The organism is Gilliamella mensalis, from assembly GCF_900103085.1.
In the GTDB taxonomy this organism is placed as follows: Bacteria; Pseudomonadota; Gammaproteobacteria; order Enterobacterales; family Orbaceae; genus Gilliamella; species Gilliamella mensalis.
Genome location: NZ_FMWR01000017.1, coordinates 51,866 through 69,398, shown reverse-complemented (window position 1 = coordinate 69,398; position 17,533 = coordinate 51,866). Strand labels below are relative to the sequence as shown.

The window sequence follows — 17,533 nt, the reverse complement described above, 5'->3', positions numbered from 1 at the left end:
TTTGTCGTAACTGACTTGTTGTTCTATGCCAGAGTTATCACTGTGATTAAATTTGAGCCCTGATTTAGAATAAAAGAAATTATTCAGTCACGCCGTTTTTGAAAATCGATAAATCTCTAAATTGATTAATTTCATTACATGTGGGTTTACCATTAACCAGTTGTATAATCAGATCAATAAATTGTTCTAATAATTTATCCATTTTGATGCCATTTACTAACTGCCCTGCATCAAAATCTATCCAGTGTTGCTTTTTATGAGCTAAAGCTGAATTAGTTGAAATTTTTACGGTTGGTACAACTCCGCCATAAGGTGTTCCTCTTCCTGTAGAAAATAACACCATATGGCAACCAGCAGCAGCTAATGCGCCTGTTGCAACTGCATCATTACCGGGTGCAGATAATAAATTTAAGCCTGTTTTTTGGAGTCTATCACCATATTCTAATACATCAATAACCGTACTATTACCTGCTTTTTGCGTACAACCTAGAGATTTGTCTTCTAGTGTAGTAATACCTCCTGCTTTATTACCCGGTGAGGGGTTTTCGTAGATAGGTTGATTGTATGACATGAAATATTGTTTGAAGTTATTAATCATATTTACGGTTTTTTCAAATATTTGTTCATTAACACAACGAGACATTAAAATTGTTTCCGCGCCGAACATTTCTGGGACTTCTGTTAGTACACTTGTCCCTCCATGTGAAATTATATAATCAGAAAATCTGCCTAATAAGGGATTAGCAGTAATGCCCGATAGACCGTCAGAACCACCACATTCAAGCCCAAATTTAAGTTCACTTAGTTTACCTAATTGCCGTTGATCTGTTTTCATTACTTGGTAGATTTCAAATAAATAATTGACACCTTGTTTTATTTCATCTTCAACTTCTTGAGCAATCATAAAGCGTACTCGCTCGCTATCATACTCTCCAAGGCTTTCTTTAAAAGAATTGAGTTGATTATTTTCACACCCTAAGCCAATGACTAAAACTCCGCCGGCATTAGGATGCTTAACCATATCTTGTAATATAGTTTTGGTTGTTTGATGATCAAAACCTAATTGTGAACAACCATAGGGATGAGAAAGTAAATAAACACCATCAAAATTATATGATTTTTGTAAAAGTTCTTGAGAAATATCGGCTAAAAATTGATTGCGAATCTGTGCGGCAATACCATTAACACAGCTAACTGTAGGAATAATCCAAAGCTCATTACGGATACCAACATCTTTATTTTTTCTTCGATAAAGTTTGACTTCTCTATCATCAAATTGCGTTGAAATGTGTCCTATAGCCGGTTGATATTGATATTCATTAAGTGCGCCAAGATTGGTTTTTACATTATGCGTATGAACATGCTCACCAACTTGAATCGCTTGTGTGGCATGACCAATTGGAAAACCATATTTTATAATATTTTCGCCTTGTGCAATTGGTTTTATTGCTATTTTATGACCGGCAGGGATATCTTGTAATGCAGTAATTTGATGTTGATCTACCAATAGTTCGCTAATGATTTTATCGCCTTGATGTAATTGTTCTAATGCAATAATGACATTATCATTATCATTGATTTTAATTGTTTTTTTCATAGCTAATTCCTATAAATGCTCATTTCCGCTACGTTTGGTAGCGGAAACAATTGGCAGATTGTTATTGTTTTAACTTATTTTTATGACTGATTTGAGTCGAGCACTTGGATCATCTCGCATTTCTTGGAATGCCTTTTCAGCATCAGCTAACTCATATACATCGGTAATGATTTTTTTGACATCACATTTTCCTGAACTGACTAAATCAATTAATTCGATAAAGTCTTTTTTTAGGGCATTGCGAGATCCAAAAATATCCAACTCTTTTGTTTGAATTTGGGTAAAGGCAAAATCTAACTTTTGCTTGCTTACACCAACTAACCCAATACGTCCTCGGAAAGCTGCTGCATCAATGCAGTTTTGGAAAGTTTGTGGTAGTCCTGCACATTCAATGCAAACATCAAAACCGTCATTTTCAGTGAGTTTTTTTACTCTTTCCTCAAAATTTTCTTTATCTGTTCGAATAACACCTTTTGCACCTAGTGATAATGCCTTGTCTAATCGTGATTGCATTACATCACTGACATAAACTTCAGCCCCTTTTAATACAGCAGCCATAACTGCAAATAAGCCGATAGGTCCGGCGCCAACCACTAAGACTTTATCTCCTTTTTTTACTGATGTTCGTTGAATGGAATGATAGCTAATACAAAATGGTTCGATCATGGAAAGTGTTAATGCATCTAATCCTTTACCATCATAAATACGTTCAATTGGCATACTGTAATATTCTCTAAAAATACCATCGCGTTGTGCGCCAAGTGTTTGATTACTTGTGCAGCAATTAACAAATCCACGTCGACAAGAGTAACATTGACCACAGTTGAAATAAGGATTTGCCGTAACTATCATGCCTTTTTGGATACCATGATCATTGTCTTGGACTTCGACAACTTCGGCCGAGAATTCATGACCAGGAATACGAGGATAACTGGCATAAAGAAAAGTCCCTTTATACGTTCCCATGTCTGAACCACAAATCCCACCATATAATACTTTTAAGATTGCTTCTCCCTTTTGTAACGTTGGTTTTTCCATCTCTTTAATTTCAACTTTTCCTGGTTCTGGAATAACAATATATTTCATTTTAGGCATTTAATTGACTCCTAATGTTTAATTGTTTGGAATATAGTTTTTAATATCGTGGGATAAAATATTTTTCAAATTTTCCGTTACTAAATTGGTTAATCCAGGGACATTATTTAAATCTTCTCCCCAATGTTCTGTCATTTTTAAGACATTTGTGACTAATGTTTTTACATCATTTTGATAAAGGGGTTGCCATTCATTAAATTTTGCTAATAAATGAGCATCATCAGTTAATGAAATAGTTTGACCTTGGTATTTTCCACGATAAAAAGCAATGAGTGCAGCTAATGAAAACGAAATATATTTTGGTGGTTGGTTAAATTGTTTACTATAGGTTAATAACTGCGGTAACAAGCGAGTTTTAAATTTAGTTAATGAATTTAGTGAAATAGATATTAATTCATGTTTTATGAATGGATTTTTAAAACGTTTTAATACCTCATCTGCAAATTGTTTTAGTTGTTCTTTATCCAAAGATAGCGTCGGGATAACTTCTTGATTAAGCAAATTTTTAACAAACGTTTCAATTTGCAAATTATCCATACATTGTCCTACAGTGCGTAGTCCTGCAAGATACGCAACCGGAACCATTGCTGTATGGGCGCCATTTAAAATGCCAACTTTTCTTTCTTTGTAAGGTTTAATATCATCAACAATTAAAATATTTAGGTCTACTTGATCGAGCTTTAATTTTTGTTTTAACCAATTTGGTCCTTGGATAACAAATAAATAGAAGTATTCTGCTGTGTCTAAAAATTGATCTTGGTAACCTAGTTGTTGTTCAAGTTGAGTGGCTTCATCTTTTGGGTAACCTGTTACAATACGATCTACTAACGTTGAGCAAAATGTATTACTTTCGTTTATCCATGCAATAAAGCTATTACTAAGTTGCCATAATTTTGCATATTTTAGTACCAACTCTTTGAGTTTTTCGCCATTATAATCAATTAGTTCACATGGAATAATGATCAAACCTTTATCTTTCTTTCCGTTAAAAAATTTGAATCGATGATGTAAAAAACAAGTCAATTTAGCAGGAAAGGTTGTTGGTGGCGTATCAGTAGCTTTATCTTTCTCGCTAAATGCTATTCCTGCCTCAGTGGTATTTGAGAAAATAAATTCTAAATCAGGATTTTGTGCACATTTTAAATATAACTGATAATCTTGATATATCAAGATTTCGCGATTAACTGAATAGATAATTCGAGGAGTAGCAATAGCATCATTTTGTTCATTAAGACCTCGAATAATCGTTGTATAAAGCCCATCTTGTTCGTTAATTGAGGGGTGATGGGTATCAATAGGTCTGATAACTGTTACACCGCTATTGAAGTCTGTTTTTTGGTTTAGATTATCAATAATCCAATCAACAAATGCTCTTAAAAAATTACCCTCACCGAATTGGATAATCTTTTCAGGGTAATTTGGTCCAGAAAAGTTAGATCTATTTAATTGTTTAACCATGGAATAGTTCTCTTTAATTTATTAGCTAGTAAGTAAAGAGAACTATAAAAGAAGATACAAAGTCGTATTTATTTTTTTTATTGTTTCGTGTTGAATATAAAATTTTTTTGTTTTTTATCTGTTTTTTATAGCTAATGCTCGACCAATTGACTCTTGCATTGATGTTTTCGCTGTATTTAAATGTCGACACAACGCTGCGATGGCCGCTTGTTCATTTTTTTGTAAAATTGCTGTTAAAACAGCAATATGCTCTGATACGGCAATATTATTACGTTCTTTTAGATTGCTGTTATCCCACTGATAATGAAAATGAAATATGACCGAAATTAAATCAAAAGACTGCATGAAAAACGGATTATCATTACAAGATAAAATTAACTTATGAAAATCACGATCAAGCGTTGAAAAAAGAGTATATTCATCTTGTATATTTTTCTGAAAATTTTTATGGCGTTGTAATAATTCTCGTGCTTTTATCCAGTTGAAATGATTATCTGGTTGAGCCATAAATGCTTTAAGTGCAAATATTTCTAACACACTCCTAAATTCATAAAGTTTTTCTGCATAATCTTTGGCAAATGTAACTAATTCCCACTCCCCCTTTTTTATATTATTAATAAGCCCATAGTGTAAAAAACGTAATAAAAATTCACGTACAACAACGGGATTTACTTTTGTATCTTTAGCAAGTTGGATTTCGTTAAAATTATCACCTGGCAATAACTTCTTATGATTTATTAAATGGTAAAAATAGGTTTCAAATTTTTTATCTTGTACCGACCTTTTTTCAAAAATACAGACTATTTTATCTTCGTTTGTTGGCTCTCGTAATAAATGGTATTCATTATTATTAAACAGTAGGATTTGTTTTTTGCATAAATGCTCTAGTACTGCTCGGATAGTTGTTCTACTAACATTAAAAGCCTCAGCTAGAATTGAAATAGAAGGTAATGGAAAAGATAATATTTTGTTATTAATGCAATCAATAAATTGATTAATGGTATTTTGCCTTAATGTTTGACTTCTGCCCATATTATTTTCTCAATAATGTTATTATAATAATAGGAGGTTAAGAAAATCCTATCGAATATTTTTAATAGGATTTTCTAATAAAATGGCTAAGTTATAAAGTAGATTAATTTTCTGTAATCGGTTTAATATCTTTTAATACAAGTAAGTAGACAAGCGCACCTATTGCACAAGCGCAACCTGAAACCACGAGAGCATACATAAATGAGCCTGTTGCGCCAATAATGTATCCTGTTACAATGGGACCTAATATTCCTCCGCAATTTGAAACCGTATTTTGAATACCTCCTAAAACCGATGTCATATTTCTTGGTGCTACATCGCCAGGTAGGCACCAGATAGCTGAACCAGCAAAGGCAAGACCAATATATGAAATACAAAGTAAAGCCATCATTATGGTTATAGAGTCAACTAAGCCAGCAAATGAAATTGAGGTTGCAATTAACATTCCTCCGACCAAATTACATTTTCTAGCAAGATTGATATTATTGGTTTTTATGTAAATAAAATCAGTTAACCACCCTCCAATCCATTGTCCAATTATACCACATAAAGGCGGTAACATAGCCAAAAAGCCCATTTCTGTTAAGCTTAAACCTCGTTCTTTCATTAAATAAGTAGGGAACCAAGTAATGAAAAAATAGACCGCATAATTAAGCATAAAAAATCCAATGCACATAGCAACCACATTGCGATATTTTAATAATTGATACCATTTCATTGGTTGTATGGTATCGATGCCTTCTTTTTTGATTTGGCCGTCACGAATATATTTTAATTCTGTTGTACTAATACTTGGATGTTGTTCTGGATCTCGGTAAATATATATCCACCAAACAACCCAAATAAGACCTAAAGATCCACAAATAAAAAACGCCGCATGCCACCCCCAAGCAGCAATAATCCAAACAACAAGAGGCATCGCAAATGCTGTGCCGAAACGTGAACCACTATCAAATAGTGCAGTTACGCGTCCTCTTTCTCTATCAGGGAACCATTTTGCAGTTATTCCCCCATTACAAGGATATGCTGCAGCTTCTCCAATGCCCATAAACACGCGAGCAAAAATAAAACCGATAGGGGAGGTTGCTAATGCCGTTGCACCAGTTGCTAAAGACCACCAAGTTACCGATCCTGCAAGTGTTTTCCTTTGCCCAAAACGATCTGCAAGGAAGCCAGCAGGAATTTGACAACAGGCATAACTTAAGAAAAATGCAGACATGATCCATCCCATTGCTTCAGGTGAAATATCTAAATCAATCGCAATAATAGGTGCAGCTGCAGACATGACAGTTCTATCTAAATAATTAATCACAATAGCAAATAACATAAGTATTGCTATGTGGAATCGAACACGACTATTTTTTTTAGGCATAAAAAACCTCTTTCTATAAATTATTTAATAATATATTCATTTAGTTATCTTAGTTTGGGTAACAATAATAAAGATGACTAACCAATAAGTCATTTCACTAAAATGGCTATATTGATAGTAGAGAAAAAATTGATTTAGATAAGGAATTGTTTGTTCGATTGTGGTCTGGATAATATTTTTCTGTTTTTAATTTGTTTTTTTTATTTTTTCATCGTTTATATTACATCTTGGTTAGTTTTAATATATCTCCCTTTTTATAAAAAATTTATTTTATTTATATATAACCAATTGATATTAAATATTATATTTTCTGATTCGGATGTTTTTATTAGTAAGGCTATTAAAATAATTTTGATGTTGATCACATTTATCCAATAAACCTTTTAAAGCTAAATTTTTAGCTCTGCATACTCAATTGCAGTGGTTCACTCTTTATAGGATAAATTATGACAAGTGCATTTTATAACAAGCCGTCTTATTGGTTCGCTTCCTGTTACAGTTTTATGTATTACGCTGCAGGTAGTTTCGTTTTTTCGTTTTATGCCATATGGCTAAGTAAGGAGATTGGTTTAACGGCAAAACACACTGGCATTATTTATTCATTTAATTATTTTGTCTCGCTCATTATTATGATTGTGTATGGTGTTTATCAAGATAAATTAGTACTGAAAAAACAGCTTATCTGGTTTCAAAGTATTATTATCACTTTAGCCGCGCCTGCATTAATTTATGTTTATGAACCGCTACTAAAGCATAGTTTTTACATTGGTGTCATCTTTGGTAGTTTCTTTTTAGGCTTTGGTTGGGTTGCAGGAATGGGGTTAATTGACTCTTACTGTGAAAAAATCAGCCGTGCTTTCGGTTTCGAATTCGGTCAATGTCGCACATGGGGTTGCATCGCTTATGCAGTAGGAACCTTTATTGCTGGTATTTTAATTAGCCTTAATCCACATCTAAATTTTTGGGCTGCATCGGGGATAGGTATCTGCTTTATGCTACTTAATCTCAATTTTAAACCCGATTTAAGCCAATCATCACAAGCCGTCTTCAAAAACAAGAACAAGTTAAGTTTTAATGAAATTATATCAGTTTTTACACTGAAAAAATTCTGGATATTTGTTATCTATGTGCTTGGAACTTATAGTCTTTATAATATTTATGATCAACAGTTATTTCCTGTTTATTTTACTCAGCAGTTTAACGATATCAATGATGGTTATCGCTTATATGGCATATTAAATTCGTTTCAAGTTTTTTTAGAAGCGGGGGTCATGTTTTGTGTTCCATTTGTTGTAAATCGTGTGGGCGCAAAAAATGCGTTGATTTTTGCAGCGTTTATTTCAGCTTCTCGTATCTTCCTTACTGGACATGTGAATAGTATTGCGATTATTTCCATCATTAAGCTTATGCATTGCTTAGAAATTTCCACCATTTTAGTCTCGGTATTTAAATACATTGATATTAATTTTAATGCTCGACTTTCCGCAACTGTCTTTTTAATCGGTTATCAGGTGGCTGGCTCTGTTGGTGTTATTTTGTTTTCAACGCTTGTTGGTGATTTTTACGATACCACCGGTGCGGCAACAACATTTAATAATCTTGGACTAGTTGTTTTAGGGTTTATGATTTTTGCTATTTTCTTCTTAAATAGTGATAAAAAAACAAAAGAGATAAATAAAAAATAGTTAAAGAAAGAAAATAGTCGTAGTTTTAGCACATTATATTTAATAAACGTTAGTAAGGATTTACAATGAACATATATAATTCAGTTACGCAGTTTCACTTTGAACAAACTAGAACCATTTCACCTGAAAATATGACAGGTGAAAAAGGTCAATCTTGCATGAAAGCGAGTGCTTTAGGTCCAAGTCGTAAAGGACAAGGTTATATATCAATTCCAGCAGGTAAAACAGTCACTATAGCTGAAATTACAGGACCAGCAGAGATTCGTCATATGTGGTTTACCTTAACAGATAAAACTCATCGCGGCAGTTTTGTGTTACGTGATGTTGTTATCCGGATTTATTGGGATGATGAACTAGTACCATCAGTTGAGAGTCCAATCGGTGATTTTTTCTGTAATGGTTTTGGCGCACGGTGTGATATTAACTCAATGCCAATTGTAGTCAATCCAACAGGTGGATTTAATAGCTATTTTAGAATGCCGTTTAATAAAAAAGCGAGGATTGAAATTCAAAATGAACATGAAGCAGATTTACAGCATTTCTTTTTCACTATTAATTATGCCTTAATGCCTAAACCATTTGAAGCACCACTTTATTTTCATGCTCAATGGCGTAGACAACGAGTAACTAATTATGCTGAAGATTATGTATTATTAGATAATATCGAAGGCTATGGCTATTATGTTGGTACTTACTTAGCCTTAACCGCTTTGGAGCGTTACTGGTGGGGAGAAGGGGAATTTAAGTTCTATCTTGATGATGATAGTCAATATCCAACTCAACATTCAACAGGCACTGAAGACTATTTTGGTGGGGCATGGGCGTTTCACAATCGTGATAGCCAAGGTCGCCCATCAGCTAAGTGTTTTCAAACGTTATTTATGGGTTATCCTTATCAGACTAAACGCGATGCAACGCGCGACTTTTTCCAAACTGGAGATGCAAATCCAGTGCACGGCTTTGGTGATGATGCTCTACCTATGCATGGTTTATACCGTTGGCATTTACCCGATCCGATTGCATTTCACAAAAATATCAAGCTTGCCTTTCAACAAATAGGCAATGATGATATAAGATTATATGAGCGTTGTGATGATATTGCCAGTGTTGCATATTGGTATCAAAATCCATCGGTTAACTTTAATCCCATATTTCCTGACAAACAACAACGTACTCCTCGTTAATAGAAAAGGGGATAGTGATATCTATGGCGAGTAATAAATTAAAAATCAATGATATTGCTCGTTTAGCTGGCGTGTCGGCAACGACCGTCAGCCATATTTTTAATAAACGAGATAAAAAATATCGTATTTCACCACAAACACGGCAACGGGTATTATCTATTGCTGAGCAGTACAGTGAACAGGCTCATATACGTCAATATTTGGTTAAAGCAAATAGTACTGATACTATCGGTGTGATAGTACCGGACATGTCCAATTCTTTTTTTTCTATGTTTCTGCACTATTTAGAAGCGTCTTTTAGACGGAAAAACATCCAATTGTTAATCACTTGTAGTCATTATAATAAAGAAGTAGAAATTAAAGTGGCACAAAACTTAGTTGAGCGAAAAGTCGATGCAATGATTGTTGTTACTTCATTAGATAGCGACGAATTTTATATTGGTATTAATCAAAATACCCCAGTGTTATTGTTTGATCGTTACCTTAAAGATACACCTTTACCGTTTATTACCAGTGAATCACTAAACTCAGTCGCTGAGCTAATTCAGCCGTATGCAAGGCAATTAGATGAATTTTATTTTATTGGGTGTGACACACAGTTAACATCTATTGAAGCAAGACTTGAGGGATTTAAACAAGGGCTTAAGAATGTAGGTTTAACTGTTAAGCCACAATGGTTAGTCAGTGATGACTATTGCCCGAATAAAGGATATGAATTACTTAAAAATCTTCACAAAAAATTGGGAAGACTGCCTAAAGCTATTTTTACACCTTCATGTAATTTACTGCAAGAAGTGCTGAGCTATTTAGTTGAAGTGGACGCTAAACCGCGACAGATCTGTTTGTGTTCTTATGATTATAATATTTATCTTAATTATTCTTACTATCCGATTAATGCTATTGCACAAGACTTTCAAAGTATGGCTCATACTTGTGTTAATGTAATTGATGATTTACTTAACTTTAAACAATTAAAAAACCATGCATTTTTTATCAAGCCACAAATTATACGCCACCACTAGACCTATGCTTTACCAAGTAATAACATATTAGCGGTTGGCGTTTTTCATAATACGCGCTTTATCGACTTGCCATTGACGTTCTTTAATATCGGTGCGTTTATCGTATTCTTTCTTTCCTTTGGCAACACCAATTTTTACTTTTGCCCAGGCATTTTTCCAATAGAGCGAAAGTGCAACAACGGTATAGCCTTGGCGATTAATTTGACCGAACAATGAATTTAATTCGCGTTCATTTAATAGTAATTTACGTGTACGCATAGGTTCGCATACAACGTGTGTTGATGCAACATTAAGTGGTGTAATGGTAGCGCCAAACAACCACGCCTCACCATCTTTAAGTAACACATAACTGTCACTAATATTAGCTTTTCCTGCGCGTAGTGATTTCACCTCCCAACCTTGTAGGGATAATCCCGCCTCAATTTCCTCTTCAATAAAGTACTCATGGCGTGCGCGTTTATTTAATGCAATGGTTGCCGAGCCTGGCTTATGTAATTTTTTCTTAGTCATAATGTACGTTATTATAAAGTTACATGATACTATATGCCACTAATTTTAACTTTTTATTTTAATATTATGGCACATGTGTTTCACGAAGTTATCGAGCCTTATTCTATAGAGCAAATGTTTGCATTGGTTAATGATATCGCAAGTTATCCTCAATTTGTACCAGATTGTGTAGCAGCTGGTATTATTAGGAAACAAGATAATATTGTTGAGGCGTTTATTGAGGTTGAAAAGTTTGGTTTTAAAAAATCGTTCACAACATTAAATCAACTCAATGAACCTAACTCAATTGATTTGACCCTTTTAGAAGGGCCATTTAAACACTTATCTGGTCGATGGCAATTTAGTTCACTGGGTGAAAACAAAAGTAAAATTAGTTTTAACTTAGATTTTGAGTTCAAAAATAAGTTATTAGATATGACTTTTACACCTATTTTTAAAGAGGTGATGATGGGCTTAGTTAATGCATTTTCAAAACGAGCAAGGCAGATTTATTAAAATGATAAATATCCAAGTTGTTTATGCGTTACCGAATAACTCAACAGTTATTGATTGCAATGTCGACGAACAAACGAATGTCTTGCAAGCAATTACAAGATCTAATATCTTATCGTTATGCCAGATTAAATTAGATGATCATCTAATTGGTATCTATGGAAAACGTTGTGATCTTAATGAATTGGTTAAACATGGCGATCGTATTGAAATCTATCGACCTTTAATCAATGATCCTAAAGAGATAAGACGAAGAAGAGCTGCACAAAAAAATAACGATGAAAGGCAAAGGAAACCGAATGCATAATCTGCTAATTGAAAAGATTGAAACTTTATGCAAAAAGCGTGGTATTAAACTGACGACACAACGTCGAACAGTTTTAGATATTATGTTAACCGTAAATAAAGCAATGAGTGCCTATGATCTTTTGGATCTACTTAAAGTCAGTGAACCTCAAGCTAAACCGCCAACAATTTATCGTGCGCTTGAATTTTTACTAGAGCAAGGTTTTATCCATAAAGTTGAATCTTCCAATAGCTATATTGTTTGCCCGCATTTTCAAGATCCACAGCATATCTCTATTTTATTTATTTGCGATAAGTGTCAACAGATCATTGAAAAACATTCGCAAGATATTGAACATCAATTTAATTTGTTAGCTCAGCAAACTGATTTTTTAATCAAACATAGCGTGCTTGAAATACATGGATTTTGTCAGAAGTGTCAATCTTAATTGTTATTCTTTGGTTAATTAATATCACCTGCGATACAGTAGGACAAATTGCATTTAAGTATGCCGCAATTACCTCGAACAATAACCACGGTTTACATTATTGGCAAAAATTATTTGGTAACTTTTGGCTTTGGCTGGGCTTTGCCGCATACTTTATTGGGTTTATTTTTTGGCTGGCTTTTTTAAGTAAAGTACCTTTGTCGCAAGGCATTTTATTAGGATCATTTAACATAATTACTGTTATGTTGGCTGGGCGAATTTTATTTCAAGAGCATCTTACTTTATTTCGTATCATTGGAATATTTTTTATTACTACCGGTGTCGTTTTAGTCGGGCTTACATAATGAAAAAATTTTATATTATTGGATTTATTTTACTACTATTTTTTGATACGTTTGGACAAACAAGCTTTAAGTTAACAGCGTTATCGGCAATGCCACTTGAAGTCAGTGTTAATTGGTTAATTCGGGTTTTTTCACATATCTGGGCTTATTTAGTAATGCTTGGTTATACAGGGGCATTTGTCACTTGGATGGTATTATTAAAAAAAGCACCAGTAGGTCCCGCTTTTGCCGCTTCTCATTTACAGGTGGTAACAGTTATGTTGGTTTCGGTTATTGCTTTTGATGAGCAAATTACATTGACGCGCATGCTTGGTGGTTTATGTATTATTGCTGGTATTGTTTTTTTAGCTCTGGCTGAGCAAAAATTGCAGCGTAAATCTTAAGTTCTTCTTTGCTTTTTATAAAAATGTAGCATTTAGTTGAAATTTTTTGTTAAGAGATAATATTGTCTAGTTTAAAAAGGATTGATTAGGGGCTAGTTTGCCCGATTTAGTCGAAATATAATCAATAGCTCTATGGATTTTCAATTTTGACAACAGCTAATATTATATATTTTCACTTTTTGTCAGACACGTTATGCGTTGTAAATATCATCACTTTGAAAAAGACGAAATGATTAATCCGCAATATGCAGCGTTGAATGCATTTTTTTAAAATGAACCGGTAATGATATTTAGTTTTTTTAGCTACCTTCGCGTTCCATTACAATTAAATAGGATTCTTTTTTCCACAACAAGAACAAGCGACGCATATCTTTTGCCATCGTTACTACGCGCCAACCCGCTTGAGCATGTTTATTTAAAAATTCTGAGAATTTAACCTCATTAGCATTAGCTGTACCTAAAAGTAATGAAGACAATGAGCTTTCTTGAAAAACAACTACCTTATATTCTTTCATAATACCCAAACCTTAACAATTTATTTTAATTTAACAATATATTAATGATAATTGACATCGCAAACTTGTGGTATTGTATATTTTTTGATTCTTATTATCTAATGAGTAAAAACAATTTATTCTACTTAAAAATAGATGTGTTTAATCTGTTTATTGTGTGCCATTTTAGATTACATGAAAAACTTAACATGATAGTAATGGAAATTAGCAATGTGTTTTTAGTTGTTTAGCATATTGATTTATAAAACCGATATTAAAACTGTTTGAAGTTTAAAACAAAAAGAATAGAAATGACAAAATGTACTGCTCGTAATAAGGAAAGCAGACAAAAATAAATCCAATAAATAGGCTAGATGTGTTTATCCAAATTTTTCAGCATTTCGATAATTGGTCGATTGGCGTCAGGAAATTCATCGGCATTTAGATCTTCTTGGTCAACCCAACGGCTTGGTTGGCCTTCTTTAGCAAAAGGGACGCCATCCCATTCTTCAACTAAATAAGCATGAATTGTGATATCACGATCATCATAACTGTGTTCAAATATTTCTAAGAATTGGGCTTGATGGATATGGATGTCTACTTCTTCTGCAATTTCACGTTGTAGGGTTTGATATGGCGTTTCTCCAGCCTCAATTTTTCCACCTGGGAATTCCCAAAAACCAGCAAGGTGAGAGTCTTCACCGCGTTGGGTGATAAAGATTTGACAATTTTGTGAACGAATAATACCTACAGCAATTTTAATGTGTTTATTCATAACTCTATTTGCCTATGAGTAAAATTAGGGAAAGTTACAACTTCCCCTCTTTCAATCTACTGCCGATCCTAATCGACGATTTAAGCATTAACTTTGCGTGATGATACTAAATTTTTGCCTTACTGAACAGCACCATGGCAGTGTTTATATTTTTTACCTGAACCACAAGGGCATGGATCATTGCGACCAACTTTGGCTTCAGTACGCACTATCGGTTGTGGTGTAGCGCCAGCTGATTGTTCTTCACTTTCGCCATTTATACCCGCTATTGATTCATGATTAGCTTGTTGTTTTGCCATTAGTTTTTCCATTTCAGCTAGGCGTTGACGTTCAGCTTGATCAACCTCTTCTTGTGATCGTATTTGTACACGGCTTAAAATACCAATAACATCATATTTTAACGATTCTAACATGTTAGCAAACATATTAAAGGACTCACGTTTATATTCCTGTTTTGGATCTTTTTGTGCGTAGCCACGCAAATGAATACCTTGGCGTAAATAATCCATGGCTGCTAAATGCTCTTTCCAAAGCGTATCAAGTGTTTGTAGCATGACACTTTTTTCAAAGTGCCTAAATGCTTCAGCTCCAGCCGTATTTTCTTTCTCTACATATCTCTCTTGTGCAATTTGTAAAATACGCTCGCGCAATGTTTCTTCATGCAGGTTTTGCTCTTCATCAAGCCATTTTGCGATAGGTAAATCTAAATCAAAGTCTGTTTTTAGTGCAGCTTCAAGCCCTGGAATGTTCCACATCTCTTCAATCGATTGTGGTGGAATGTATTGATCAATTAAGGTGTTAAATACATCTCCCCGGATTGAATCAATGGTATCTTTTATGTCGTTATTATCAAGTAAGTCGTTTCGTTCACGATAAATTACTTTACGTTGATCATTAGCAACATCATCATATTCAAGAAGTTGTTTACGAATATCAAAGTTGCGACTTTCAACTTTCTTTTGTGCATTGGCAATGGCTTTTGTGACCCATGGATGCTCAATGGCTTCGCCTTCTTTCATTCCTAGTTTGCGCATCATGTTACCCACACGATCTGAGGCAAAGATTCGCATCAATGGATCTTCAAGTGATAGGTAAAACCGTGAAGCGCCTGGATCACCTTGACGACCTGCACGTCCACGTAATTGGTTGTCGATACGACGCGATTCATGGCGTTCAGTACCTAAAATATAAAGTCCGCCTAATGCAATGACTTCTTCGTGTTTTGCTTGCCAAGCTTGTTTCGCTTTTTCGATATCTTCTTGTGTTGGATTTTCAATTTTAGCTATGTCACTTTGCCAATTACCACCAAGCATAATATCGGTACCACGTCCAGCCATGTTGGTTGCAATGGTCACCGCCCCTTTACTCCCTGCATTAGCAATGATTTCTGCTTCTTGAGCATGGAATTTGGCATTTAACACATTGTGTTTAATACCTGCTTTATTAAATGCCTGTGAAACTAGTTCTGATTTTTCGATTGATGCTGTCCCAACTAAAACGGGTTGACCGCGTTTTACACAGTCTTGTACATCAGTGACAATTGCATTGATCTTTTCCTTTTCAGTCATATAGACAAGGTCAGATTGATCTTTTCGTTGCATTGGACGATTAGTTGGAATAACAATTGTATCTAGACCATAAATTTGGTTAAATTCAAATGCTTCAGTGTCTGCTGTACCTGTCATTCCCGCTAATTTTTCGTATAAACGGAAATAGTTTTGGAAGGTAATTGAAGCCAGTGTCTGGTTCTCATTTTGGATTTTAACCTGCTCTTTTGCTTCAACTGCTTGGTGTAAACCATCAGACCAGCGTCGACCATCCATGGTTCGCCCCGTATGTTCGTCAACGATGATAACTTCATTATCTCTAACAATATAATCAACGTCACGATGGAATAGGTGATGAGCACGCAAGGCAGCGTTAACGTGATGCATTAATACGATATTGCTTGGTGCGTAAAGTGATTCATCACCTTTCATGATACCTTGTTTAATCAATAGCTCTTCAACTTTAACTAAACCACGTTCAGTTAAATTAACTTGGCGTGATTTTTCATCAATTGAGAAGTCTCCATCCCCTTGGAAGTGGTCAGAGTCTTCTTTTTCTTGACTGGTTAAATAAGGAATAATTTTATCAACGCTAATATATCTGTCTGAGCTATCTTCGGCTTGACCTGAAATAATCAATGGTGTTCTTGCTTCATCAATTAAAATTGAGTCGACTTCATCGACTAAAGCATAATGCAATGGGCGTTGTACTCGAGCATCTTTGCTAAACACCATATTATCGCGTAGATAATCGAAACCATATTCATTATTAGTGCCATAGGTGATATCAGCATGGTAAGCCTCACGTTTTATGTGTGGCGGCATATTAGGTAAATTAATACCAACAGTTAATCCTAAAAATTCGAATAAAGGACGATTATTTTCAGCATCGCGCTGTGCTAAGTAGTCATTAACTGTAACAACATGCACACCTTTACCAGTTAATGCGTTTAAATAAGCAGGTAATGTTGCCGTTAAGGTTTTACCTTCACCGGTACGCATTTCAGCAATGCAACGTTGATTGAGTACCATACCACCGATCAATTGCACATCAAAATGACGCATGCCAAATACACGTTTACTCGCTTCGCGTACCACTGCGAAAGCTTCTTCTAAAATATCATCTAATTGGGTTCCAGTGGCAATCTTTTGTTTAAATTCAGTGGTTTTTGCTTTTAGTTCATCATCGGTTAATGCTTCCATTGCTGGTTCAAGTGCATTAATGTTTTCAACTCGTTTGCGCATGCTTTTTAATACGCGCTCATTGCGGCTACCAAATACTTTTGTTAATAATTTTAATAACATAACTCTTCTCTTGTTTTTCAATGCGGATTTAAGGAATTAACCTTATATAAAAATTAGTTTTATTTGAGTTATAAACTCATTAAGCGGTAGCTTTAGGTCCAGCTCGTATGCCGTTATAAGGGGATAGCCGAATGACTTTACTTGGTGAAAATTCAACATAACTTGGTGTGATAAAGCGCGCTGTGATGCATTGCTTTTTTAAATGTGGTAGTGCTTGTGATTTTTTTCGATCTGCTTTTTTGTGATCTTGAACAATTGATGCAATGGCAATAATGCCAATTTGCGAAATAGAAGTTTCTGCAGGAAGTGCTTCGTGTTGACATAAACTGAACCCAGCAGCAATCACACCTAACAATAAGTGTGATAAAGCGGTTTTAATAATTAAGCGTTTGCTGAGTTTTTGCCAATAATTGATCATGGTCATAATAGTGATATGTTAGCATTTTTTGCCAAAATGAAAAACAATTATTATTTTTTATAGATAGTTGTGTCATAAGGATTTTT

Annotated in this window: 18 protein-coding genes; 8 read left to right on the top strand and 10 right to left on the bottom strand. The window is 34.4% G+C overall.

From position 1 onward, the window contains the following. Positions 1 to 79 precede the first annotated feature (79 nt). The 5 genes from BQ5209_RS09355 to BQ5209_RS09335 form a co-directional block, all read right to left on the bottom strand. Entirely contained in the window at positions 80 to 1,597 is a 1,518-nt protein-coding gene (locus BQ5209_RS09355) for a UxaA family hydrolase (RefSeq protein ID WP_085248399.1), read from the bottom strand. A gap of 69 nt (positions 1,598 to 1,666) precedes the next feature. After that, on the bottom strand, positions 1,667 to 2,683 hold the full coding sequence (locus BQ5209_RS09350) for a zinc-binding alcohol dehydrogenase family protein (RefSeq protein ID WP_085248551.1): 1,017 nt from the start codon (positions 2,681 to 2,683) through the stop codon (positions 1,667 to 1,669). 27 nt (positions 2,684 to 2,710) lie between these two features. Continuing rightward, entirely contained in the window at positions 2,711 to 4,150 is a 1,440-nt protein-coding gene (locus BQ5209_RS09345) for a tagaturonate reductase (protein WP_085248398.1), read from the bottom strand. A gap of 114 nt (positions 4,151 to 4,264) precedes the next feature. After that, positions 4,265 to 5,182, bottom strand: a complete 918-nt coding sequence (locus BQ5209_RS09340) for a GntR family transcriptional regulator (RefSeq protein ID WP_085248396.1) — start codon at positions 5,180 to 5,182, stop codon at positions 4,265 to 4,267. 103 nt (positions 5,183 to 5,285) lie between these two features. Further along, the gene (locus tag BQ5209_RS09335) at positions 5,286 to 6,554 is read right to left on the bottom strand and encodes an MFS transporter (RefSeq protein ID WP_085248394.1); all 1,269 of its coding nucleotides are present in this window, start codon (positions 6,552 to 6,554) and stop codon (positions 5,286 to 5,288) included. Between the two features lie 446 nt (positions 6,555 to 7,000). On the opposite strand from BQ5209_RS09335, the gene BQ5209_RS09330 reads away from it, so the two are divergent. From BQ5209_RS09330 to BQ5209_RS09320, 3 genes are all read left to right on the top strand, one after another. Then, entirely contained in the window at positions 7,001 to 8,239 is a 1,239-nt protein-coding gene (locus BQ5209_RS09330) for an oligosaccharide MFS transporter (RefSeq protein ID WP_085248392.1), read from the top strand. 65 nt (positions 8,240 to 8,304) lie between these two features. Further along, on the top strand, positions 8,305 to 9,423 hold the full coding sequence (locus tag BQ5209_RS09325; RefSeq protein WP_085248390.1) for a glycoside hydrolase family 172 protein: 1,119 nt from the start codon (positions 8,305 to 8,307) through the stop codon (positions 9,421 to 9,423). Positions 9,424 to 9,446: 23 nt separating this feature from the next. Next, complete coding sequence (locus tag BQ5209_RS09320; protein WP_085248388.1) at positions 9,447 to 10,445, top strand: LacI family DNA-binding transcriptional regulator; 999 nt, start codon at positions 9,447 to 9,449, stop codon at positions 10,443 to 10,445. A 27-nt stretch (positions 10,446 to 10,472) separates the two neighbouring features. On the opposite strand, the gene smpB is transcribed toward BQ5209_RS09320, so the two are convergent. Beyond that, a complete protein-coding gene (gene smpB / locus BQ5209_RS09315; RefSeq protein WP_085248385.1) occupies positions 10,473 to 10,955 on the bottom strand; it encodes an SsrA-binding protein SmpB in 483 nt (160 codons plus the stop codon). Between the two features lie 33 nt (positions 10,956 to 10,988). Between smpB and BQ5209_RS09310 the strand changes: the two genes are divergently transcribed. The 5 genes from BQ5209_RS09310 to BQ5209_RS09290 are packed head-to-tail and all read left to right on the top strand — an operon-like array spanning position 10,989 to position 12,908. Continuing rightward, positions 10,989 to 11,450, top strand: a complete 462-nt coding sequence (locus BQ5209_RS09310) for a type II toxin-antitoxin system RatA family toxin (protein ID WP_085248383.1) — start codon at positions 10,989 to 10,991, stop codon at positions 11,448 to 11,450. Position 11,451: 1 nt separating this feature from the next. Next, the gene (locus BQ5209_RS09305) at positions 11,452 to 11,754 is read left to right on the top strand and encodes an RnfH family protein (RefSeq protein WP_208610009.1); all 303 of its coding nucleotides are present in this window, start codon (positions 11,452 to 11,454) and stop codon (positions 11,752 to 11,754) included. Beyond that, positions 11,747 to 12,181 (top strand): zinc uptake transcriptional repressor Zur, encoded by a 435-nt coding sequence (gene zur, locus BQ5209_RS09300; RefSeq protein ID WP_085248379.1) that lies wholly within the window; start codon positions 11,747 to 11,749, stop codon positions 12,179 to 12,181. Before BQ5209_RS09305 ends, zur begins: the two co-directional genes overlap by 8 nt. Then, positions 12,169 to 12,525, top strand: a complete 357-nt coding sequence (locus tag BQ5209_RS09295; protein ID WP_085248376.1) for an EamA family transporter — start codon at positions 12,169 to 12,171, stop codon at positions 12,523 to 12,525. Before zur ends, BQ5209_RS09295 begins: the two co-directional genes overlap by 13 nt. After that, positions 12,525 to 12,908 (top strand): DMT family transporter, encoded by a 384-nt coding sequence (locus BQ5209_RS09290; protein WP_085248374.1) that lies wholly within the window; start codon positions 12,525 to 12,527, stop codon positions 12,906 to 12,908. The genes BQ5209_RS09295 and BQ5209_RS09290 overlap by 1 nt, the downstream gene beginning before the upstream one ends. Positions 12,909 to 13,207: 299 nt before the next feature. Here the strand turns inward: BQ5209_RS09290 and BQ5209_RS09285 are convergent, their stop codons facing one another. The 4 genes from BQ5209_RS09285 to BQ5209_RS09270 form a co-directional block, all read right to left on the bottom strand. Next, entirely contained in the window at positions 13,208 to 13,423 is a 216-nt protein-coding gene (locus BQ5209_RS09285; RefSeq protein WP_085248372.1) for a DUF4177 domain-containing protein, read from the bottom strand. Positions 13,424 to 13,772: 349 nt separating this feature from the next. Further along, positions 13,773 to 14,177, bottom strand: a complete 405-nt coding sequence (gene mutT / locus BQ5209_RS09280; protein ID WP_085248370.1) for an 8-oxo-dGTP diphosphatase MutT — start codon at positions 14,175 to 14,177, stop codon at positions 13,773 to 13,775. 119 nt (positions 14,178 to 14,296) lie between these two features. After that, on the bottom strand, positions 14,297 to 17,029 hold the full coding sequence (gene secA, locus BQ5209_RS09275; protein WP_085248368.1) for a preprotein translocase subunit SecA: 2,733 nt from the start codon (positions 17,027 to 17,029) through the stop codon (positions 14,297 to 14,299). 79 nt (positions 17,030 to 17,108) lie between these two features. Further along, entirely contained in the window at positions 17,109 to 17,453 is a 345-nt protein-coding gene (locus BQ5209_RS09270) for a hypothetical protein (protein WP_085248366.1), read from the bottom strand. Positions 17,454 to 17,533: the final 80 nt, after the last annotated feature.